Consider the following 21,739-nt stretch of genomic DNA (forward strand, 5'->3'; position numbering starts at 1 on the left):
AAAATTTAAACAATATCGTGTTAATTAAATTCGCTATCAGGGAAAGACTTTTAGCGTAGTCGTAAAAGAAGCTGAAAAATTACTTTCGCTGTCAGTTTGTCAGCGAAGATTAGTTGGTACTTTTTTTGACTTCTCTGTGGGAACGTAAAATTTTATAAACTAAAATATATGGCAACCGGAAACATTAATGTATCTGTTGAAAACATTTTTCCCTTAATTAAAAAGTTTTTATACAGTGATCACGAGATCTTTTTACGCGAATTGATCTCTAACGCCACAGATGCTACTTTAAAGCTGAAGCACCTCGCCACTATTGGAGAGACTACGGCAGAATATGGCAATCCTGTCATCGAAGTGAAGATCGACAAGGAAAAGAAACAGCTTATTATAAGCGACCAGGGAATTGGAATGACGAAGGAAGAGGTTGAAAAATATATCAACCAGGTAGCATTTTCGGGTGCTGAAGAATTTCTTGAAAAGTATAAAGATTCAGCCAAAGACAGCGGAATCATAGGACACTTCGGTCTGGGATTCTATTCAGCTTTTATGGTAGCCAACAAGGTGGAGATCCTCACCAAATCCATTAAAGATGAGCCTGCAGCTCACTGGATCTGTGAAGGTACTACAGAATTTACCCTTGAAGAAGCCGATAAAAAAGGACACGGGACAGATATAATTCTTCATATCAATGAAGACGACAAAGAGTTCCTTGAAGAGAACAGGATCGAAGAGCTACTTGTGAAATACAACAAGTTCATGCCTATCCCAATTAAATTTGGAACTCGTGAAGAAACTTTGGAGCTTCCTGAAGATGCTCCCGAAGACGCAAAACCAGAGACAAAAACGGTTGACAATATTGTTAACAATACCAACCCGGCCTGGACCAAGCAACCTACAGATCTTGAGGACAAGGATTATAAAGATTTCTACAGGGAACTTTATCCTATGCAGTTCGAAGAACCTTTGTTCCATATCCACCTAAACGTTGATTATCCTTTTAATCTTACAGGAATTCTATATTTCCCAAAGATGTCTCAGGATATGAACATTCAGAAAGATAAGATTCAGCTGTACCAAAACCAGGTTTTCGTGACCGATAATGTGGAAGGTATAGTACCTGAATTCCTTACCATGCTGCGTGGAGTGATAGATTCACCAGATATCCCGCTAAACGTTTCCCGCTCATACCTGCAGGCAGACGGAGCCGTGAAGAAGATCTCCAGCTATATTACCCGTAAGGTAGCAGATAAGCTGAAGTCTCTTTTCAATAATAACCGTGAAGATTTCGAGAAAAAGTGGAATGACATCAAGATCGTTATCGAATACGGGATGCTTTCTGAAGATAAGTTCTTCGAAAAAGCAAAAGACTTTGCTCTTTATCCAACAGTAGACGACAAATATTTCACTTTTGAAGAGTTTATTGAAAAGATCAAGGACAACCAGACCGATAAAGATGGCAACAGGGTGATCCTTTACGCTTCCAACCAGGATGAGCAACACAGTTACATCGAAGCAGCCAAAGAAAAAGGTTATGAAGTACTGTTATTAGATTCTCCAATTGTATCTCACCTTCTTCAAAAGCTGGAGTCGGGAGAGGAAAAAGTTTCTTTCGCCCGTGTAGATGCAGATCATGTTGACAACCTAATTAAGAAAGACGAAGAGAAGATCTCTAAATTAAGTGAAGAGGAAAAAGAAAAGCTAAAAGGTGATTTTGAGAAGGTAGTACCAAAAGAGAAGTACACTGTACAACTTGAGGCTATGGACAGCAATGCGGCTCCTCTTATTATCACTCAGCCGGAATTCATGCGCCGCATGAAGGAAATGCAGCAAACCGGTGGCGGCGGAATGTTTGGAATGGGTAACATGCCCGAGATGTATAACCTGGTGGTAAATACCAACCACCCACTGGTTACCGAAATCCTTAACACAAAAACAGAAAAGAAACAGGAACGATTGATCAAACAATCCCTTGACCTGGCTAGACTTTCACAGAACCTCCTAAAAGGGGAAGAATTGACATCATTTATTAAGCGAAGCTTTGAGATGATTAAATAAGGTCTTACAATCTTTAAAAGAAAAACCGCCTCTCTGCATATAAGGGAGGCGGTTTTTTATTTTGAATTATTGAGGTTCTGTTCTTATGAACTAAAAAATATTTCCAGATATAATGGAGATATTGTGGTTCGCTTCCCTGCCCACTACTCCGCATCCGGACTAACGGGCGTTCTAAGATTCCTGAAGATCGTATTAAAAAAAGTAGGGATGTCATAGGGTTTTATGATAATATCATTCATCCCGGAAGCAAGGATCTCATCCCGCATTTCCTGTACCTCCACTGCTGTCAAGGCAATTACAGGAACATCGGGATTAAATTCCCGGATCTTTTGAGTAGTTTCCATTCCGCTTAATCCCGGCATATTTACGTCCATCAATACCACCCCAAAATCTTCCTTCTTGAGCATTTCAATTGCCTCATATCCATCCCCGGCTACCTCGCATCTAAAATGGCGTTTTTCGAGAACTCTCCTGGTTACAACCTGATTGATCCTGTTATCATCCACAATAAGTGCCTTTTTCAACCCATTGTCTTCGGAAGCATTCTCATCTCCAGATCGAGCGACAGTTTCTTCAGTCTCACCCTCTTCGAACAAAATTTCAAAACTGAACACAGATCCTTCACCTTCCTTACTTTCCAGGTGAATTTCTGACCCAAACAATTTTAGCAGGTTCCTTACTATAGGTAAACCTAAACCTGTACCCTGGTAATTATAATTGTTCGCCTTTAACTGGGAAAACTCTTCAAATATCTCTTGTTGTTTATTTTTAGGAATTCCCGCTCCGGTATCCCCGACTTCAAAATAAATAAGACATTTCCCGTTCTCACAATGTTTAAATGTAGCTTGGATCCAGACCTTACCACGTTCGGTGAATTTCACTGCATTCCCCACAAGGTTCATGATGATCTGAGAAAGGCGTACTGAGTCTCCAATAAGGATCCGTGGGATATTATCATCAATGTTAAGTTCAACCGTGTTATTATTTTGATGCCGTGTAAATTCAAAGGATTTTACAATACCCTTCATAAGACCCTTGAGGTTGAAGGGTGTATTCTCCAGTGAAACCAACCTGGATTCCATTTTGTTCATTTGCAGAACATCATTTATAAGAGCCAGTAGGTAATCGGCAGAGAACTTCAGAGATTTGAGGTCCTCTGCCATTTTTTTATTGTGATTATCTTCAAGCAACAAAGAAGTCAATCCAACCACCCCATAAAGCGGAGTTCTTAATTCGTGACTAACCGTAGAAAAAAAGCGGCTTTTCAAACTGGATAATCGCTCGGCCTCTTCTTTTGCCGCTAATAATTCGCTGTTCTTATCCTTTAATTCGAGAATTAGTTTTCTTCTTGCGCGATTATTTCTAACAAGAAGTAAAATAAACAGGAGCATTACAATTGAGGAAATGAGCATGATATAAAAAACCTGTTCTGATTTGGCTATCGCCTCATCTTTATATTGTTGCTCTCTTCTTGCTCTTTCAAGGTTGTCCCTATATTGATTGGTTTCGAATTGGGCCTGTGCAGCTTCCATTTGCTCCAGTTTTTCCTTTTCGTATAATTCGGCGTCGTATTCGATATACTTATCAAGAGCCTTGTAAGCTTCTTCAAATTCCTTGTTCTTGAACAAAACTTCGGCATACCCGTCATAGGCAGTCACAGCTTCGTAGTAAAGAGAATCTTTTTCGGCAATTGCTATGGCCTCTTCATAATAGTCCTTGGATCTTTCAAAATTGTCTTTCCCGGAATAATAGTTACCAAAGAGGGAAGCGATTTGACTTTGGATGTAAGGATCCTTTACATTCCCAATAAGTCTTTCAACTTCCACCAAATATGGATAGGCTTCATCATATTCTTTCATGTAAAGATGGGTCCATCCTTTATTCATGAGCGGTGTTGCCTTGCTATCGGGGTCATCCAGGTGAGATGCGGCTTCTATGGCTTTATCATAATACCTAAAACCCTCCTCTACAGTCGCCTTGTTGGAAGTAAACATATTTCCAAGATTGTTGTAAGCCCACCAGAGAAGCGTATCATTTTCTACAATCTTGGCATACCTTAAAGCTTTTTCGTAATTATTTTTAGCTCTAATGGTATCGTACAATTCATCGTAAGTAATTCCCAGATTGTTATAACCGTGGTAAAGATTATAATAATCTTTTTCCTTTTCTGCCAACTGTATTAAACGCAGTGAGTAGTCGATGGCTTTGCTGTACTCATAACCATTCATAGCCTCTGTAGACAATTCCAGAAGTTCACGAATACTATCACAAGAATTATCTTCTTCAGATTGGGAAAAAGAAATGCCTGAAATCAATAAAGCCAGAAAAAGAGAAGCGTAATTTGCGTTCAATTCTGCAACATGTTAAGTTCGATAATAGGGCAATGCAAATTATTTATTTTTAGCATCTTATCCAACAAAATTTTAAAATTATATTAAAATACTTAATTTTTTGTTAAAGCATTCTCCAGGAAAACATCTCACAAAAAAAGAACCCGAATTTATTAAATCCGGGTTCTTCAATATTATAGAAAAAAAAATCTTACTTATAAATATCATTAAGGATACTGGCTAACCTTAGACCACCCTTCTGGATTTGATCATGAACAACAGGAAACCATTCATACATATATTTATAACCTAATTTTTCGCCTGTTTCAGCCGAGTTATAAACTTTGTTGGCAAGTTCTTTTGACTCATACATCCAGTCCAGGATAGATCCCTTTTGAATATTACGAATTTGTTCTTTAGAAAGCTCATCGGTGTTATAAGCAAGTTCTGTATAGCTCATGTCAAAATCATTGATCATTTCACTATCCCATACCCTGTGAAGGTTTGAACCGTCTCCAAACCATCTTACCTGTATATCATTTCCTCCTTTATCTTCTCCTCTCCCGGCGTGTAGTGGCTGGTGTAGGTCTCCCACAAAATGCACCAGCATTTTCAAGGCAAATTCTTTGTCCTCTTTAGAGGCATTTTTATCCTTTAGTACCTCAACAGAAGAATTAATGGCATGTACCAGGTCACCATCGGGATTGGCTTTTTCCTTAGAATATTCAGTCTCTCCCGGTTCAAGATTCACATAATGCCAGGGGTTATATTTTCTATAGGCTGGATCACTTTTAATATCATCCCCGTAAGTAGATACAAAAGCCAGGTTCATCCCGTCAAGAAGTTCTCTAACCTTTGCTTTTGCTTTTTTGGATAAATGCTGTTCTGCCACTTCTCCTGTAGCTCTGTGGCCCGTCCTACCCCAATCATTTTCAGAAGCAAATGTGAAGGTGGAAATAAACATAGCCGCAGCAAGTAAATAAATTTTCATGTGTTAGTATTTTTAGGTCCGTAAAGATAGAAAAAGGTGGACATTTTTAAGTGGATTTCAAAAATCCTGCCTAATTTTCCCTTTTTTGGAAGGTTGTAAAGACAAACAGGAAATATTACTTTTATAAAAACAAATTCCAGCCGGTAAATACTTTTTTAAATGACGTATTAAAAGCCGCAAGACCCCCAGAAAACCTGGTTGTTCTCGAAGACATGAACCATATCTTCGGAAAATTGAAGGTAACAGCCTTGAAAATTCAAAATCCAATAATGAAGCCCACCGGCCCCTATACCCCGAATTGATCCAGTTAATATCTGGATTTGTAAAAAATTTAAAATGACCTATAAGATTATCTTTACCGATATTGACGGCACCCTCCTCAACAAGGACCGACAACTCTCCCCGCTTACGCTGAAGGTTTTTCAGCAGCTCAGGGAAGAAATTCCCGTAGTCCTTATTTCCTCCCGAATGCCTCAGGCTATGAAGCACCTTCAGGAAGAATTGGATATTGTTCATCACCCACTTATCTGCTATAATGGAGCTTTAATAAATATTGATGGGAAGACAGTGGGATCAAAGGAAATTCCGTGGGAAATAATTCAAGATCTGCACCATTTTAATTTTGAACTGGATTGTCATATAAGCCTTTATAATAACACCGACTGGTATGTTCCCAAAATGGATCAATGGGCGAAAAGGGAAGAGAATAATACTAAAGTTACTCCACAGATAAAATCCACTAATGCTGTTTTAGAGGACTGGAAAAATTCAGAAAAAGGGGCTCATAAGATCATGTGTATGGGGGAAGCAGACAAAATAAATGCTCTTGAAGATCACCTTTTTGGGAGGTTTAAAGATCAACTGCATTTATATCGATCGAAGGATACTTACCTGGAAATAACCAATAAAGATGTATCAAAGCTAACGGCAGTAAAATATTTACTGGATAACCACTTTAATCTTTCTTTAAAAGAAACCATTGCTTTCGGCGACAATTACAACGACTTTGAAATGCTAAAAGCAGCAGGAATGGGGATTGCAGTTGGGAACGCGCGGCCGGAAGTCCTTGAAATCGCCAAACAGGTAACCCATCATAATACCGAAGACGGAGTGGCAAAAAGCTTACAGGAATTATTTAACCTCTCTCAGTTTTAATAAATTTTTATGACACTTCTAAAAATCGTATTTTGCCGGCCTTTAAAGGAAAATTATGGACAATCCCCCTATTTTTACTAATGATGCCATAGTCCTTGGACTATTAATGCTGGCGTTAGGATTCGTATTCTTTACCTCTTCTAAAGAAGAAGGTTTTTGGTATAAATTTTATAAAGTGGTACCGGCGCTGTTGATGTGTTATCTCATCCCGGCGATTCTTAACTCCCTCAACATCATATCTGACGAGACTTCAAATTTGTACTTTGTTGCAAGCCGTTATCTGCTTCCGGCTTCCCTGGTGTTGATGACACTGAGTATCGATCTCAAGGCAATATTTAACCTCGGTCCCAAGGCCCTTATCATGTTCTTTACAGGAACTATAGGAATTATTATTGGAGGACCCCTGGCTATTTTACTTATTTCCACCTTTTCCCCCGAGACCGTGGGCGGTGTAGGACCAGATGCGGTTTGGCGCGGCTTGTCAACACTTGCAGGAAGCTGGATTGGTGGTGGTGCCAACCAGGCCGCAATGCTGGAAATCTTCGAATATAATCCCGATCTTTACGGCGGAATGGTTCTCGTGGATATTGTGGTAGCAAATATTCTTATGGCTTTGCTCCTCATGGGCATTGGTAAGAGTGACCGAATTGACGCATGGTTACAGGCAGATAATTCTGCAATAGAAACCCTAAAAAAGAAAGTTATCGCATATTCTGAAAGTGTAACAAGAAATCCTTCTCTTCCAGATCTAATGATCATGCTTGCATTAGCATTTGGAGCAGTTGGTTTTGCTCACTGGAGTGCCGATGGAATTTCTGAATATTTGTCTTCTAATTTTGCAGCCTTTCGCGACAATAAATCAGCATTATCTTCTTTTGCTTCCTCCTTTTTCTGGATGATATCTATTGCAACTGCAGTTGGTATAATTTTATCATTTACCCGGGCTAAGGAGTATGAAGGAGCAGGAGCGAGTAAACTGGGAAGTGTTTTCATTTATTTCCTTGTAGCCACTATTGGTATGAAAATGGACCTTACCATGGTTTTTGATAATCCCGGTCTAATCGCAATTGGACTGGTTTGGATGTCTATTCATGCAGGGCTCCTGGTTCTTGTTGCAAAATTAATTAAGGCTCCTTATTTCTTTCTCGCAGTTGGAAGCCAGGCTAACGTAGGAGGTGCAGCCTCTGCTCCTGTGGTTGCAGCCGCCTTTCACCCTTCTCTTGCTACTGTGGGTGTTCTTTTAGCAGTTTTTGGATATGTAGTAGGGACGTATGGTGCTATCCTTAGTACAATTTTAATGCAACTGGCTGCCGGGGGATAAGGTTAAAAAGGATTTTTTTAGCATATTTGCGCGCATTTTACCAAAAGAAAACATGAAAAAAATAGGATTACTTTTACTCGCCCTTACTATGTTGGCGGCCTGCTCTTCTGAAGAAAAAAACCTCAAGATCCAGGGGAAAGTTCAGGGATTAAAAAAAGGAACTCTTTACCTCCAAAAGGTGGAGGACACCAGCCTTGTTACAATTGATTCTGTAGTAATGAAGGGAAACGAGACCTTTGCTTTTGAAACCTTCATAGAAAGTCCGCAGGTGTTATATCTCTACCTAAACAAAAAGGACAATAATATTTACGACGATCGTATCCTGTTTTTTGCCGAACCCGGGGAAATGACCATCAACACCACCCTCAAAAATTTTGAAGATGATGTTGTCGTGGAAGGGTCCGAAAATCAAAAAAAGCTTTTAGAGTACCGAAAAATGGTAAATCGCTTTAATACCCGAAATCTTGAACTTATTCAACAGAGTGTAAAGGCCCGGCAGGAGGAAAACCTGGCTTCTTTAGATTCAGCAAATGCTGAATATGACAGGCTCTTGAGAAGGAGGTACTTATTCACCGTGAACTTCGCCATCAACAATAAGAATCTTGAAATAGCCCCTTATCTGGCCATGTCCGAAGTGTTTGACGCAAACATTAAATATCTTGACACCATTTACTCTTCCCTTACTCCCAAAGTAAAGGAGTCCCAGTACGGAAAGAATCTTAAAGAATTCCTGAAGGAACGTCGGGAAAATGAAAAAGTTCAGGAAGAAGCTAATTCACAGTCATAAATCTGAAAGAATTTTTTAAATACTCATCCCGCTAACCGGCGGGATTTTTTTTGTCTCTGTTTTTGGAAAGGTTTAATACTTCCTTAGTAAAGCTTATTTCCTGAAATCTTTATTTTGAAAAAAAGCAATAAAAATGAACAGACCTGAAGAGATTAATCGAAAATATGATTTTATATGCGTGGGTGGCGGTGTCATGAGTGCAACTTTAGCTATAATGCTGAAGATCCTTGATCCCGACCTCAACGTTATTATTTTTGAAAAACTGGATGAGGTGGCGCTGGAAAGTTCGGCTGCCAAAAACAATGCAGGTACCGGTCATTCTGCTTTTTGTGAATTGAATTACACCCCAAGAAACGGGGACGGGAGCATAGATATTAGTAAAGCCATCAGGATTTTTGAAGAGTTCGAGACCTCTAAACAATTCTGGTCTTTTCTTGTACAGGCAGGAATACTTGATGAACCTGAAGCTTTCATAAATAGTATTCCACACCACGCCTGGGTTCCCGGAGAAAAAAATGTAAAATTTCTTAGAGACAGGTTTGAAGCCATGCGGTCGCATTTCATGTTTGAGACCATGGAATATACAGAAGATCACGACACCATGAGATCATGGTTCCCTCTTATCATGAAAGAACGGTCAAAGAATGAGAAACTGGCAGCAACAAGAATGGAATTGGGAACCGGTGTTAATTTTGGAGCCCTTACCCGAAAACTCTTTGGTGTACTTAAGGAAAAATTCAATGTTCCTGTCCTTACAGAACACGAAGTACTGGACATAGACCCCGGTAGAAAAGATAAATGGCTGGCAGAGGTTAAGAATCTAAAAACCGGTGATAAAATCTATTTTGATGCACAAAACGTCTTTATAGGTGCCGGTGGTGGCGCTCTTCCCCTCCTTCAAAAAGTTGAAATTGATGCGAAAAATGGCTATGGCGGATTTCCAATCAGCGGGCAATGGCTGTTTTGTAAAAACGAAGAATTAATAAAGCAACACACCGGTAAGGTCTACAGCAAAGCAGAAGTAGGTTCGCCCCCAATGTCTGTTCCCCACCTGGATACACGCTATATCAACGGAAAAAAAGAGTTGATGTTTGGGCCTTTCGCAGGCTTTAGCACCAAATTCCTTAAACAGGGATCCAAGGCCGATCTTGTCAAATCTCTAAACCTGAGTAACCTTCCATCGATGTGGGGAGTTTTCTGGCACAATCTGGACCTTACGAAATATCTTATTGAGCAGGTAAGTATGGGGCATGAAGACAGGATCGAAGAACTGCGCATCTTTTTAAAGGACACCAAACCCGAAGACTGGGAACTGCAGGTAGCAGGGCAACGAGTACAGATCATTAAAAGAGATGAAGAGGAAGGTGGAACTTTAGAATTTGGAACAGATGTACTGCACAGTAAAGATGGTGCTATTACGGCGTTATTGGGAGCTTCCCCCGGAGCATCGGTCTCAGTTAAGATTATGCTGGAAGTGCTCGACCTGGTATTTCCTGAAAAGATGAAAACTGAAGAATGGCAAAAGAAATTAACTGAAATGATCCCATTTTGGAATCGGGATATAAAGGATCACAAAGAGGAATTTCAGAAAGTACAGGCTGAAGCTTCTAAAGCTCTAAAACTGGATGTACTTCATTAGATTTGAGATCAGAGATTTGATACTTGAGAATTGAATGTCTTGAGTCAAAAACTTAGTGTTTAGATAATTAAAAAATCTCTTTTTCGAAACCTTTCAAGCCGATGGAGGGACTTCCCTCGACTGCGCTCGGTCCCGATGGCTATCGGGATTCTCGTCCTCCATAAAAAAAGCTCCTTCATTTCTGAAGGAGCTTAGAGCCGATGGAGGGACTCGAACCCACGACCTGCTGATTACAAATCAGCTGCTCTAGCCAGCTGAGCTACATCGGCAATTGCTTTATTACTATAAAGCGTTTATCTTTTCTACAAGATTTGTTGCTTTCGCCTCAAATTCTTCCTCTATTCCTTTAAAATGTTGCTTTTTGTTCTCAACATTTTTCTGGTTCATCTTTCCAATCAATTCATCAAAATCTGAAATCGCCTCATCAACAACTTTTTCAGATTTAGCAGGATCTTCATCGGGATGGGTTATCTGGTGCAGGTAAGCAGCCTCGATAATGTCTCCAAAAACATAATTCATATCCCTTTTTAATGTTCTTCTATTCGCCATCTTTCGCGTAATTTTTCAGGTGCGAATTTACACTATTTCTCAATTCAAAAAACAGTTTTGTAAAAAAAAATTATTCCCCTTTATAGGTAACAAAGTTTCGGGGGGTTTCATACAAGGTTACTTCCAAATCAAGATGTGGCTCAAGTTCTGCCCGTAATTTACGCCATATCACCACAGAGATATTCTCGGCAGTAGGGTTCAGATCCTTGAATTCAGGGACTTCTACATTGAGGTTTTTGTGATCAAAAGGAACTTCAATTTTATTATAGATCAATTCCTTAAGATCCTTAAGGTCCATCACAAATCCTGTTTGCTCGTCAATTTCTCCTGTGACCGCAACAATTAATTCATAGTTATGGCCGTGATAATGAGGATTACTGCACTTTCCAAAAACCTGACGGTTCTTCTCATCATCCCAGTCTTTTCTATGCAATCTATGCGCTGCGTTGAAATGTGCCCGTCGATTTACCGTTACTTTCATTACTGGATGTGCTTGTAATATTTATCAAAAATGATCTTAAACCACGCAGTGTAAATATCTGGATTCTTTTTCATATCCTGCTTCAGGTCTTCCAAATTCATCCATTTATAGGCATGGGCCTCTTCGGGATTTAAATTTGGTTCTCCGTTAAAATGTCCTACAAGAATATGATCGAATTCATGTTCCGTTAAGCCGTTGTCAAAAGGAGCTTTATAAATGAAGGAAATAGTGTCTTTTAACTCAGTAGAGAATCCCATTTCTTCCTGCAGGCGACGCTTACCTGCCTCAATATTGGTTTCTCCTTCCCGCTGGTGACTGCAACAGGTGTTGGTCCACAGCCCGGGCGAATGATACTTGCCCAGTGCGCGCTGCTGGATCATGAGCTCGTTCTTATCATTAAATACAAAGACTGAAAAGGCCCTATGCAGCAATGCTTTTTCATGAGCTTCCATTTTTGCCATAAGGCCAATTTGCTCATCATTTTCATTAACCAGGATGACTTGTTCTTCTTTCATTGTAAAAATTGAGCTTCAAATGTACAAAATCGATCGGGAAAACCTCTTTTTAAGGCTTCAGAAAAGCCGGAAAAGGAGAACCTCTTCTGAGTACGAAATTCACGATCAAATAATTATCTTTGCAGCCTTAAATACAAGTATGAAGTTTTCAGAAGAGATCAAGAGAAGAAGGACTTTTGGGATCATTTCCCACCCCGATGCCGGGAAAACTACCCTAACCGAAAAACTGCTGCTTTTTGGAGGCGCAATCCAGGAAGCCGGGGCTGTAAAGTCCAACAAGATCAAAAAGGGCGCGACCAGTGACTTTATGGAGATAGAGCGCCAGCGGGGAATTTCGGTTGCTACTTCTGTACTTGCTTTTGAATACAAAAAGAATAAGATCAATATCCTGGACACCCCGGGCCACAAGGATTTCGCCGAAGATACTTTTCGAACCCTTACTGCCGTTGACAGTGTGATCGTAGTGATTGATGTTGCAAAAGGGGTTGAGGAACAAACCGAAAAACTTGTAGAGGTTTGTCGCATGCGCAATATCCCAATGATCGTTTTTATAAACAAACTTGACAGGGAGGGAAAAGATGCTTTTGAACTTCTTGACGAGATCGAACAAAAGCTTAACCTCACCGTTACTCCCTTAAGCTTTCCTATCGGGATGGGTTACGACTTCAAAGGGATCTATAATATCTGGGAACAAAACGTAAATCTTTTTACGGGAGACCCAAGAAAAGATATTGAGGAGACTGTGGAGATCTCTAATCTTGAATCTAAAGAGCTGGACGACCTTATAGGTGAAAAGGCTGCCGATACTTTAAGAGATGAGCTCGAACTGGTACACGGTGTATACCCGGATTTTGACAAGGAGGCTTACCTGGCCGGAAACCTGCAACCGGTATTTTTTGGTTCTGCGTTAAATAATTTTGGAGTCCGGGAACTGCTGGATTGTTTTATTACTATCGCACCTCCTCCCCGCCCGAAAGACAGTGATATTCGAAAGGTTAATCCTTCCGAAGATAATTTCACAGGCTTTGTCTTTAAGATACATGCCAACATGGATCCCAAGCACAGGGACCGTCTTGCTTTTATTAAGATCGTATCAGGAAAATTTGAAAGGAACAAACCTTACCTGCACGTAAGGCACAATAAGAAGCTAAAATTCTCCAGCCCAAATGCTTTTTTTGCTGAAAGAAAGGAGATCGTTGATGTTTCCTATCCCGGAGATATTGTGGGACTTCACGACACCGGAAATTTTAAAATTGGTGATACCTTAACTGAAGGAGAAGAATTGCGATACAAAGGTATTCCAAGCTTCTCTCCCGAACATTTCCGTTACATCAATAATGCCGATCCAATGAAGTCCAAACAGCTGGAAAAAGGTATTGACCAGCTTATGGATGAAGGGGTGGCCCAGTTATTTACTTTGGAATTGAACGGCCGAAAAGTTATCGGAACGGTTGGGGCACTACAGTTTGAAGTAATACAATACCGTCTTGAACACGAATATGGCGCTAAATGTACCTATGAAAACCTGAACGTGCACAAGGCATGTTGGGTGGAACCCAAGGATCCAAAAAGCGAGGAATTCAAAGATTTTAAAAGAGTAAAGTCGAAGTTTCTTGCCATTGATAAACGAGGTCAATTGGTGTTCCTGGCAGATTCTGCTTTTTCACTACAAATGGCACAACAAAAATATCCCGACGTGAAGTTCCACTTCACTTCGGAATTTTAAAGTAGTATTGAGAATTGAGTACTGAGAATTGAGACTAAAAAAACTTTCCAAAAAAGATATTTTTGGAAAGTTTTTTTGCAATCATGCGACTCCCTTAAAATTGAATTACAGTCGCTCTTTTATAAACTCTGGTGCCTTTGCCTGGTAAAACTCTACAAGCTCGAACCGTTTAGCTTCAGGTAAAAGGGTGTAAAATCTTCTGTTTTCGGCACAGAAATAAACGAAGTCTCTAATACGATCTTCGGGAATACCCAAATCTGTGAAAAAAGAAAGTGGCAATGCCGCTACTCCCGCATCCACGGCTTGGGAAAGATCTTCGTTGGCAGCAGCTTTTTGAAGCATTGCAGTTTTGCCGTTGATGCTGTTCAAGATTCCGTCCAGGCTGACTTTCGCCCCTGCAGGTGTCTGCGGAGATGAAGTGCTCAGATTAGAAGCAGTCTTGAGCTTTCTTTCAATGGAAGTAGGTCTGGGCCTATCTGACATTGGGAAACCAAGATCAGCCTGGGTAAGGGTGGGGATGTTTTCAATATCTGTAGCGAGATTTCCGCTAAGATCGATATCGCTGATGCTTACCTCATTAAGTTCGTCTATTTTTTCTACAAGAAGCACAGTCAAAAATGCCTTTTTTAGCACCTCATTGGTTATTACTATTTCCCGAAGCTCATATTGAACCGAAGAAAAAAGAAGTGTATCGTTGACTTCTACTTCTATTTCAAATTCGCCACTCGCGTTGTTTGTTGTTCCGGTTTTGCTGGTAAGGTTGATAATATTAATAGCCGAAATTTCTTCCTCTGGCGTCAAAATCTTACCCTGCAACAAAGTTTTTTCCTGCGCCATTGAGGAAAGACTACAAATTAGCAGTAGAATAAAGGTTAGAGATTTCTTCATTGAATAAGTCAAACTACATTCCTTCTTTTACGTACGTCGGAGCTTTTTCCCGATAATACGCTACGAGTTCAAGGCGCCTCGCATCAGGCAAATATGTATGAAAGTCGGGATCTTCTGCACAGAAGTACACAAAGTCCCTTATTTTATCTTTCGGAATCAAAAGCTCCTCAAAAAAGGACTCCGGTAGCGCATTTTCACCGGCATCAACCAGCTGGGAAAGATCCTCATTCGCAGCAGCTTTCTTCAGCATTTTAATTTTTCCGTTAAGGGTATTGAAGAGTAAGTCCATACCTGAGGACGCCGTAGTGAGCTTTCTCTCTATGGAAGTTGGCGGGGGAACATCAGACATTGGAAAGCCGATATCTGCCTGTGTAAGCGTTGGAATATCTTCAATATCTTTAGCAAGATTTCCACTAAGGCTAATATTACTAATACTTACCTCCTTAAGCTCATCTATTTTCTCCACAAGAAGTACCGTCAAAAATGCCTTTTTTAGCACCTCCTTTGTAATTATTATTTCCCGCTGATCGAATTGAACCGAAGAAAACAAAAGAGTATCGTTAACCACTACTTCTATTTCAAATTCTCCCTTACTATTGTTAGTTGTCCCTGTTTTACTTGTTAGGTTGACAATGTTGATAGAGAAAATTTCACCGTCTGGTGTTAGTATCTTTCCCTGTAACAGAGATCTCTCCTGCCCTACTGTAGACAAGCTTAAAAGAAAGAATATAAGAAGCGGAAAATTTTTGATCATTTTCTAATCCTTTCGGGAATCAAAGCTCTTGCTCCCGAAGAGAATTTGGAAAAATAATTTAAAGTCGGAGATCAGGCTCCAAAAAGGATACTGGAAAGTGGCCGGCCTGTTCTTTTCAAAAAAGGCATGACCTACCCAGGCAAAACCATAACCCACAAGCGGCAAAAAGATCCATTCCCAGCCCCAGCCATTGAATATTGCGAGAAACAAAAGCACGAATACGAGAAATGTGCCTGTAAAATGAATAATTCGGCTGGTTCTGTTTTGATGTTCTGTAAGGTAGAACCGGTAAAATTCTTTATAATTAGTAATTCTTTCTGCCATTCCTAACGATTTAAAGTTATTTGTAGCATTGCTGCTGCACCTTCACTTAATTTAACATGAAAGTTATCTCTTTATTGCCTTTTCTGCTCAGATTTACAAATCTGTGAATTAATTTAGTCTCAATTTATCCTGTACGTTACCTATAAGAGTGAAAAAAAACCGAAGCTGTTGCTTCGGTTTTTTAGCCTTTTGGTGTAGAATTAAGATCTGGTGACGACTTCCTTTTCCTGAGGCTCCACTTGGAGCTCAGGCTTCAGATTAAGCTTTAAAGCCTCAAAAGATTCACTTTTAATCCCTATCAGGCCGGCTCTTGTTTCCCCGCTTTTAATCAAGGTCCCGTGAATGTTATACTCCTCCAGCTCGTTCTTGAATTTTTTATTTGCCGAACTGGCGACTAACAGATTACCTCCTGCCAAAGCAGGTCCAACAATAAGCCCTATAGGAAATGAGCTGGTTTCCTCCTGCATCCCATATTCGTTGGACTTGGAAGTGTAAAGGTTGATAGGAGTAAGCAAAAGATAGAACAAATGAGTGGCAGGACGCTGCTTAAGGTTTTTGAATACTTTTTCATTTTCCATAATGTAGATCTCGTTTCCATTGGCATATTCCAAGGTGAGGTCTCTGCCAAAGGTGAGATCGTGACCGGTGTTGTTGGTGATCTTTACAGCCACCAGTTTCACTCCTTTCTTCATTTCTTTTTTCTCATACTTCTTATGAAGCAGGTCATATTTGTACTCCAGTTTAACACCACCGACGCTCTCTGCAGAGACATAAGCTACATCATTAGGTTTAATGGCCTTATACGAAGAGGCACAACTTGCTAAAGAAACAATAACGGTGAGTAACAGGATAATCTTGAGGGACTTCATTCTTTTTTAAAATTAATTAAGGGTACTTCCTTTGATTTAAGAAATTAGTAGCCACTCATTTCAAAATGTTACAAAAATCTTAAAAAGTTTTATCTTTTCGTAAAAACAAAAAACCCGAAGCATAAGTTTCGGGTTTATTAATTCGCAAAAAATCCTTTTTAAAAGGGTGTGAATTCTTTCATGCTGACGTGTATGTGTTACTATTCTTTCTTTTACAACACCTTCTTCATAGATGTCATTCTTCTTTAAAAATGGTCTTTTCTAGTTTATTAATTTTTAGGAACTGAACCCAGTGAGCTCTGCTTCTAAGTTCTGGAATGGAAATCCAGTAAGATTAATAAAAAAGCATTTAAGCAAGTCATTTCAGGTATTTATTTTTTACGGTCCTGGTATTTCTTCCATAGATTAAAATAAGCCAGTAGTCCAACGAAGGGTACAAAAAAGACCAGCATTCCCCATAACATCCCTTCTCCCCCATGGAACTCTGAGTTAACAATTTCATACAGGAAATACATTTAGGACACCAAAAACTCAAACATAAATGCCTGCCACAAAAAAACTGCAAATGAAAAATCTTCTAAAAAGAATTCCGTAATATTTAATTTAAGCCTGTCCTGTTGGTCCAAAGTTTAAAGGGATTGGCGGCTGGTCGTAATCCTTGATCTCCCCATGAGCTTTTTCAAAACGCTGTACGTTGTCCCCTAAAGCTTTTAACAGGCGTTTCGCATGCTGCGGAGTCAAAATTATACGGGATTTTACTTTACTCTTTGGAGTACCCGGCATAATACTTACAAAATCCACTACAAATTCGGAGACAGAATGATTAATGATCGCCAGATTGGAATAGGTGCCTTCGGCAACTTTTTCATCAAGTTCTATATTGATTTGCCCTTTTTTGGACTTTTTAGGATTGTTGTTTTCGTCGCTCATTATTAAATTTTTATAGGATTAAAAGTACAAAAAAATCCCGACCGTAAGGGTCGGGATTTTCTTTCTTAAAGAGAAAAGGCCGCTATTGCAGCCTTTCTTCTGCTAGTTATAATTCACTTCCTGCTTTTTTTCAAGCATTTCGTCAAATTCTTCTTTAGAACCAACAATGATATTGTCATACTCCCTAAGACCTGTACCGGCTGGGATTCTGTGTCCAACAATAACATTTTCTTTAAGTCCTTCAAGCATATCAACCTTACCACTTACGGCCGCTTCGTTAAGTACCTTCGTAGTTTCCTGGAAGGACGCTGCAGAAATAAATGATTTGGTTTGCAGTGATGCACGGGTAATACCCTGTAGTACCGGAGTCGCTGTGGCAGCAACTACGTCTCTTGCAGTAACCAGATTCTTATCCTCTCTTCTAAGAATAGAGTTCTCATCTCTAAGGTCTCTTGGAGAAATTAGCTGTCCCGGTTTAAGGTTCTCTGAATCTCCTGCATCTTCTACCACTTTCATTCCAAAGATCTCATCGTTTTCCAGAGTGAAATCATCCTTGTGGATCAACTGGTTCTCAAGGAAAATAGTATCTCCCGGATCAACGATTCTTACCTTACGCATCATTTGTCTCACAACTACTTCAAAGTGCTTATCATTGATCTTCACCCCCTGTAGTCGGTATACTTCCTGAACTTCATTCACAAGATACTGTTGTACAGCACTTGGACCTTTGATAGAAAGTATATCTTCAGGCGTTACAGAACCATCGGATAATGGCATTCCGGCACGCACATAATCATTCTCCTGAACAAGGATCTGGTTGGAAAGTTTCACAAGATACTTCTTAACCTCACCAAGTTTAGATTCGATAATGATCTCACGGTTACCACGTTTGATCTTTCCGAAGGAAACAACTCCGTCGATCTCACTTACCACAGCAGGGTTAGATGGGTTACGTGCTTCGAAAAGCTCTGTTACCCTTGGAAGACCTCCTGTAATATCCCCGGACTTCGAAGATTTACGCGGGATCTTAACCAAAATCTTACCTACCTTGATCTTCTCATCGTTGTCCACCATAAGGTGAGCTCCAACAGGAAGGTTGTAAGAACGAATTACTTCATCTTTCTTACCAAGGATCTGAAGAGTTGGGATAAGCTTCTTGTTACGACTCTCGGAAATTACTTTTTCCTGGAATCCTGTCTGCTCATCGATCTCTACCTGGTATGTTACCCCTTGCTCGATATTCTCATACCTGATCTTACCTGCAAACTCTGAAATGATCACCCCGTTATAAGGATCCCACTGGCAAACAACCTCGTCTTTGGAAACTTTGTCTCCGTTTTTGATAAATAACTGTGATCCATAAGGAATGTTACTTGTACTAAGAACTATTCCAGATTTCTCATCTTTCAGTTTCAATTCTGAAGTTCTGGAAATTACGATCTCGGCCTCACTACCATCAGGAGCTTCTCCTTTTACAGTCTTAAGATCTTCGATCTCTGCAATTCCCGGGAACTTCGCGATCAATTTATTTTCTTCAGAAATGTTTCCTGCAATACCCCCCACGTGGAAGGTACGTAGTGTAAGCTGTGTTCCCGGTTCTCCAATGGACTGGGCAGCTACAACTCCAACCGCTTCACCTTTCTGTACCGTTTTATTGGTAGCAAGGTTACGGCCGTAACATCTCACACAAATACCTTTTTTGGCCTCACATGTAAGGGCAGATCGTACTTCTACACTTTCAATTGGTGCACTGGTGATCTTCTTGACGATATCTTCATCAATTTCAACACCCGAAGCTACCAATAGCTCATTTGTTAAAGGATCGTATACATCATGAAGGGCAGTTCTACCAAGAATACGCTCTCCCAGTGATTCCACGATCTCTTCATTCTTCTTCAACGGAGCTACATCAACACCTCTTAACGTACCACAATCTTCTTCGTTGATGATCACATCCTGTGAAACGTCAACAAGACGACGGGTTAGGTAACCTGCATCGGCCGTTTTAAGAGCCGTATCGGCAAGACCTTTACGTGCACCGTGAGTAGAGATAAAGTATTCAAGAATCGAAAGACCTTCCTTAAAGTTAGAAAGAATAGGGTTTTCAATAATTTCTCCACCTCCAGATGTAGATTTCTTAGGCTTAGCCATCAAACCACGCATCCCGGTTAACTGACGGATCTGTTCTTTAGATCCCCTCGCACCCGAGTCAAGCATCATAAACACCGAGTTGAATCCTTGCTGGTCTTCACGAATACGCTTCATGGCTAATTCCGTTAAGCCGGCGTTCGTAGAAGTCCAGATATCAATAACCTGGTTGTAACGTTCGTTGTTGGTGATAAGACCCATGTTATAGTTACCAATGATGCCTTCTACCTGCTGATTTGCATCATCGATCATGCTCTGCTTTTCCTCCGGTATAATAATATCCCCAAGGCTAAAGGAGAGACCACCGCGGTATGCATATCCATAACCCATTTCTTTAATGGCATCAAGGAATTCTGCAGTTTCAGGTACACTGGTTACTTTAAGAATATTTCCAATAATGTCTCTAAGAGACTTTTTGGTAAGTACTTCATTCACATAACCTGCAACTTCTGGCACAGCCTGGTTAAATAATACCCTACCAACAGTTGATTCGATGATTTGGCTTACCAGTTTACCTTCTTCATTATAATCTTTCGTACGTATCTTAATGATAGCGTTCAGTTCAACCCTCTTCTGGTTGTAGGCAATAACTACCTCTTCCGCAGAATAGAAAGTAAGGCCTTCACCCTGAACTTTTCTCTCTTCAGTAGATTTTCTGGCCTTTGTCATGTAGTAAAGACCAAGCACCATATCCTGAGAAGGAACAGTAACAGGAGAACCGTTTGCAGGGTTCAAAATATTGTGAGAACCAAGCATCAACAGCTGCGCCTCAAGGATAGCCTCAGGTCCCAGCGGAAGGTGAACAGCCATTTGATCCCCATCAAAGTCGGCGTTGAATGCAGTACACGCAAGTGGGTGTAACTGGATCGCCTTACCTTCAATAAGTTTTGGCTGGAATGCCTGGATACCAAGTCTGTGAAGGGTTGGGGCCCGGTTAAGCAACACAGGGTGCCCTTTCAACACGTTCTCAAGAATATCCCAAACAACAGGTTCTTTCTTATCTATAATTTTCTTGGCAGATTTTACTGTCTTAACAATACCTCTTTCAATAAGCTTTCTTATCACAAAAGGCTTGTAAAGCTCGGCTGCCATGTCTTTTGGAAGACCACATTCGTAGAACTTCAACTCAGGTCCCACAACAATTACCGAACGTGCTGAATAATCCACACGCTTACCAAGCAGGTTTTGACGGAAACGTCCTTGCTTACCTTTTAAGGAATCGGAAAGAGATTTCAACGGCCTGTTGGAATCGGTTTTTACTGCTGAAGATTTTCTGGTGTTGTCGAACAACGAATCCACAGATTCCTGAAGCATACGCTTCTCGTTACGTAAGATCACCTCAGGAGCTTTGATCTCCATTAAACGCTTCAAACGGTTGTTACGAATAATTACACGACGGTAAAGATCGTTCAAATCTGAAGTTGCGAAACGTCCTCCATCAAGCGGCACCAATGGACGCAATTCCGGCGGAATGATTGGAATTACCTTCATGATCATCCACTCTGGACGGTTCTCGCGGTTTTTATTTGCATCACGAAGCGACTCAACAACCTGAAGTCTCTTAAGAGCCTCAGTCTTACGTTGCTTTGAAGTTTCGTTATTCGCCTTATGTCTTAATTCATATGAAAGTTCATCAAGATCAATACGCTGCAGGATATCTATAAGACATTCTGCACCCATTTTAGCGATAAATTTGTTCGGATCCTTTTCATCAAGGTAAAGGTTTTCCTGCGGAAGGGTATCCAGAATATTCAGGTACTCTTCTTCGGTAAGGAAATCCATCTTCTTCAACGGCGATCCATCTTCATTCTTGGCAATACCCGGCTGAATTACTACGTATCTCTCGTAGTAAATGATCATGTCTAATTTCTTAGACGGAAGACCAAGCAGGTAACCAATTTTGTTAGGTAAAGAACGGAAGTACCAGATGTGTGCTACAGGAACCACAAGGTTGATATGTCCTACGCGGTCTCTACGCACTTTCTTTTCGGTCACCTCTACACCACATCTATCACACACGATCCCTTTGTAGCGGATTCTCTTGTACTTTCCGCAGGCACATTCGTAATCCTTCACAGGACCAAAGATGCGTTCACAGAAAAGCCCGTCCCTTTCGGGTTTGTGCGTACGATAATTGATAGTTTCAGGCTTTAAAACCTCTCCGCGTGACTCGGCAAGAATCGACTCAGGAGAAGCTAAACCTATAGAGATCTTGTTAAACCTCTGTACTGTATTCTTATCATTATTTCTAGCCATAATAAATGGTGCTATCTAATT

At 40.3% G+C, this 21,739-nt stretch carries 18 protein-coding genes and 1 tRNA gene; 6 read left to right on the top strand and 13 right to left on the bottom strand.

Annotation, left to right across the window (positions count from 1 at the left end; all coding sequences use genetic code 11):
- Nucleotides 1-168: 168 nt before the first annotated feature.
- Nucleotides 169-2,055, top strand: a complete 1,887-nt coding sequence (gene htpG, locus LA313_RS11520; RefSeq protein ID WP_228915087.1) for a molecular chaperone HtpG — start codon at nt 169-171, stop codon at nt 2,053-2,055.
- 143 nt (nt 2,056-2,198) lie between these two features.
- Here the strand turns inward: htpG and LA313_RS11525 are convergent, their stop codons facing one another.
- Both LA313_RS11525 and LA313_RS11530 read right to left on the bottom strand, forming a co-directional pair.
- Entirely contained in the window at nt 2,199-4,406 is a 2,208-nt protein-coding gene (locus LA313_RS11525) for an ATP-binding response regulator (protein WP_228915088.1), read from the bottom strand.
- A 190-nt stretch (nt 4,407-4,596) separates the two neighbouring features.
- A complete protein-coding gene (locus LA313_RS11530; RefSeq protein ID WP_228915089.1) occupies nt 4,597-5,376 on the bottom strand; it encodes a S1/P1 nuclease in 780 nt (259 codons plus the stop codon).
- A 336-nt stretch (nt 5,377-5,712) separates the two neighbouring features.
- Here LA313_RS11530 and LA313_RS11535 point away from each other — a divergent pair, with 336 nt between their 5' ends.
- The 4 genes from LA313_RS11535 (at nt 5,713) to mqo (ending at nt 10,278) form a co-directional block, all read left to right on the top strand.
- A complete protein-coding gene (locus tag LA313_RS11535) occupies nt 5,713-6,531 on the top strand; it encodes a Cof-type HAD-IIB family hydrolase (protein WP_228915091.1) in 819 nt (272 codons plus the stop codon).
- Nucleotides 6,532-6,586: 55 nt separating this feature from the next.
- On the top strand, nt 6,587-7,852 hold the full coding sequence (locus LA313_RS11540) for a DUF819 family protein (protein WP_228915097.1): 1,266 nt from the start codon (nt 6,587-6,589) through the stop codon (nt 7,850-7,852).
- A 52-nt stretch (nt 7,853-7,904) separates the two neighbouring features.
- Nucleotides 7,905-8,639, top strand: a complete 735-nt coding sequence (locus LA313_RS11545; protein ID WP_228915099.1) for a DUF4369 domain-containing protein — start codon at nt 7,905-7,907, stop codon at nt 8,637-8,639.
- A 133-nt stretch (nt 8,640-8,772) separates the two neighbouring features.
- Nucleotides 8,773-10,278 (top strand): malate dehydrogenase (quinone), encoded by a 1,506-nt coding sequence (gene mqo, locus LA313_RS11550; RefSeq protein WP_228915101.1) that lies wholly within the window; start codon nt 8,773-8,775, stop codon nt 10,276-10,278.
- Between the two features lie 195 nt (nt 10,279-10,473).
- On the opposite strand, the gene LA313_RS11555 is transcribed toward mqo, so the two are convergent.
- The 4 genes from LA313_RS11555 to idi all read right to left on the bottom strand — a co-directional run bounded on the left by LA313_RS11555 (nt 10,474) and on the right by idi (nt 11,823).
- Nucleotides 10,474-10,547: transfer RNA gene (locus LA313_RS11555), tRNA-Thr, on the bottom strand.
- A 13-nt stretch (nt 10,548-10,560) separates the two neighbouring features.
- Entirely contained in the window at nt 10,561-10,827 is a 267-nt protein-coding gene (locus LA313_RS11560; RefSeq protein ID WP_228915103.1) for a hypothetical protein, read from the bottom strand.
- Nucleotides 10,828-10,897: 70 nt separating this feature from the next.
- Nucleotides 10,898-11,308: a 6-pyruvoyl trahydropterin synthase family protein gene (locus LA313_RS11565; protein ID WP_228915105.1), complete on the bottom strand. Its 411-nt coding sequence runs from the start codon at nt 11,306-11,308 to the stop codon at nt 10,898-10,900.
- Nucleotides 11,308-11,823, bottom strand: a complete 516-nt coding sequence (gene idi, locus LA313_RS11570) for an isopentenyl-diphosphate Delta-isomerase (RefSeq protein ID WP_228915107.1) — start codon at nt 11,821-11,823, stop codon at nt 11,308-11,310. Before idi ends, LA313_RS11565 begins: the two co-directional genes overlap by 1 nt.
- A gap of 139 nt (nt 11,824-11,962) precedes the next feature.
- Here idi and LA313_RS11575 point away from each other — a divergent pair, with 139 nt between their 5' ends.
- Nucleotides 11,963-13,549, top strand: a complete 1,587-nt coding sequence (locus LA313_RS11575; RefSeq protein ID WP_228915825.1) for a peptide chain release factor 3 — start codon at nt 11,963-11,965, stop codon at nt 13,547-13,549.
- A gap of 105 nt (nt 13,550-13,654) precedes the next feature.
- On the opposite strand, the gene LA313_RS11580 is transcribed toward LA313_RS11575, so the two are convergent.
- The 7 genes from LA313_RS11580 to rpoC all read right to left on the bottom strand — a co-directional run bounded on the left by LA313_RS11580 (nt 13,655) and on the right by rpoC (nt 21,718).
- Nucleotides 13,655-14,437 (bottom strand): carboxypeptidase-like regulatory domain-containing protein, encoded by a 783-nt coding sequence (locus LA313_RS11580; RefSeq protein ID WP_228915111.1) that lies wholly within the window; start codon nt 14,435-14,437, stop codon nt 13,655-13,657.
- 13 nt (nt 14,438-14,450) lie between these two features.
- Nucleotides 14,451-15,191 (bottom strand): carboxypeptidase-like regulatory domain-containing protein, encoded by a 741-nt coding sequence (locus tag LA313_RS11585; RefSeq protein WP_228915112.1) that lies wholly within the window; start codon nt 15,189-15,191, stop codon nt 14,451-14,453.
- Nucleotides 15,192-15,194: 3 nt separating this feature from the next.
- The gene (locus tag LA313_RS11590; RefSeq protein ID WP_228915114.1) at nt 15,195-15,515 is read right to left on the bottom strand and encodes an Mpo1-like protein; all 321 of its coding nucleotides are present in this window, start codon (nt 15,513-15,515) and stop codon (nt 15,195-15,197) included.
- A gap of 200 nt (nt 15,516-15,715) precedes the next feature.
- Nucleotides 15,716-16,384, bottom strand: a complete 669-nt coding sequence (locus LA313_RS11595; RefSeq protein ID WP_228915116.1) for a hypothetical protein — start codon at nt 16,382-16,384, stop codon at nt 15,716-15,718.
- Nucleotides 16,385-16,755: 371 nt separating this feature from the next.
- Nucleotides 16,756-16,899 carry a PLDc N-terminal domain-containing protein gene (locus LA313_RS16460; RefSeq protein ID WP_408641375.1) on the bottom strand — a complete coding sequence of 48 codons (144 nt, stop codon included), beginning with the start codon at nt 16,897-16,899 and terminating at the stop codon, nt 16,756-16,758.
- Nucleotides 16,900-16,987: 88 nt separating this feature from the next.
- Nucleotides 16,988-17,314, bottom strand: a complete 327-nt coding sequence (locus LA313_RS11600) for a DUF3467 domain-containing protein (RefSeq protein WP_228915117.1) — start codon at nt 17,312-17,314, stop codon at nt 16,988-16,990.
- Between the two features lie 102 nt (nt 17,315-17,416).
- Nucleotides 17,417-21,718, bottom strand: coding sequence for a DNA-directed RNA polymerase subunit beta' (gene rpoC / locus LA313_RS11605; RefSeq protein ID WP_228915120.1), 4,302 nt, complete (start codon nt 21,716-21,718; stop codon nt 17,417-17,419).
- Between the last annotated feature and the right edge of the window lie 21 nt (nt 21,719-21,739).

Source organism: Salinimicrobium sediminilitoris (assembly GCF_020866905.1).
Classification (GTDB): Bacteria; Bacteroidota; Bacteroidia; order Flavobacteriales; family Flavobacteriaceae; genus Salinimicrobium; species Salinimicrobium sediminilitoris.

Excerpts from the sequence above, each read along its gene's own strand:
- LA313_RS11580 (WP_228915111.1), bottom strand. The coding sequence starts at position 14,437 with ATGAAGAAATCTCTAACCTTTATTCTACTGCTAATTTGTAGTCTTTCC.
- LA313_RS11530 (WP_228915089.1), bottom strand. The coding sequence starts at position 5,376 with ATGAAAATTTATTTACTTGCTGCGGCTATGTTTATTTCCACCTTCACA.
- idi (WP_228915107.1), bottom strand. The coding sequence starts at position 11,823 with ATGAAAGAAGAACAAGTCATCCTGGTTAATGAAAATGATGAGCAAATT.
- LA313_RS11585 (WP_228915112.1), bottom strand. The coding sequence starts at position 15,191 with ATGATCAAAAATTTTCCGCTTCTTATATTCTTTCTTTTAAGCTTGTCT.
- htpG (WP_228915087.1), top strand. The coding sequence starts at position 169 with ATGGCAACCGGAAACATTAATGTATCTGTTGAAAACATTTTTCCCTTA.
- rpoC (WP_228915120.1), bottom strand. The coding sequence starts at position 21,718 with ATGGCTAGAAATAATGATAAGAATACAGTACAGAGGTTTAACAAGATC.
- LA313_RS11535 (WP_228915091.1), top strand. The coding sequence starts at position 5,713 with ATGACCTATAAGATTATCTTTACCGATATTGACGGCACCCTCCTCAAC.
- LA313_RS11545 (WP_228915099.1), top strand. The coding sequence starts at position 7,905 with ATGAAAAAAATAGGATTACTTTTACTCGCCCTTACTATGTTGGCGGCC.
- LA313_RS11565 (WP_228915105.1), bottom strand. The coding sequence starts at position 11,308 with ATGAAAGTAACGGTAAATCGACGGGCACATTTCAACGCAGCGCATAGA.
- mqo (WP_228915101.1), top strand. The coding sequence starts at position 8,773 with ATGAACAGACCTGAAGAGATTAATCGAAAATATGATTTTATATGCGTG.
- LA313_RS11575 (WP_228915825.1), top strand. The coding sequence starts at position 11,963 with ATGAAGTTTTCAGAAGAGATCAAGAGAAGAAGGACTTTTGGGATCATT.
- LA313_RS11600 (WP_228915117.1), bottom strand. The coding sequence starts at position 17,314 with ATGAGCGACGAAAACAACAATCCTAAAAAGTCCAAAAAAGGGCAAATC.
- LA313_RS16460 (WP_408641375.1), bottom strand. The coding sequence starts at position 16,899 with ATGTATTTCCTGTATGAAATTGTTAACTCAGAGTTCCATGGGGGAGAA.
- LA313_RS11560 (WP_228915103.1), bottom strand. The coding sequence starts at position 10,827 with ATGGCGAATAGAAGAACATTAAAAAGGGATATGAATTATGTTTTTGGA.
- LA313_RS11540 (WP_228915097.1), top strand. The coding sequence starts at position 6,587 with ATGGACAATCCCCCTATTTTTACTAATGATGCCATAGTCCTTGGACTA.
- LA313_RS11590 (WP_228915114.1), bottom strand. The coding sequence starts at position 15,515 with ATGGCAGAAAGAATTACTAATTATAAAGAATTTTACCGGTTCTACCTT.
- LA313_RS11595 (WP_228915116.1), bottom strand. The coding sequence starts at position 16,384 with ATGAAGTCCCTCAAGATTATCCTGTTACTCACCGTTATTGTTTCTTTA.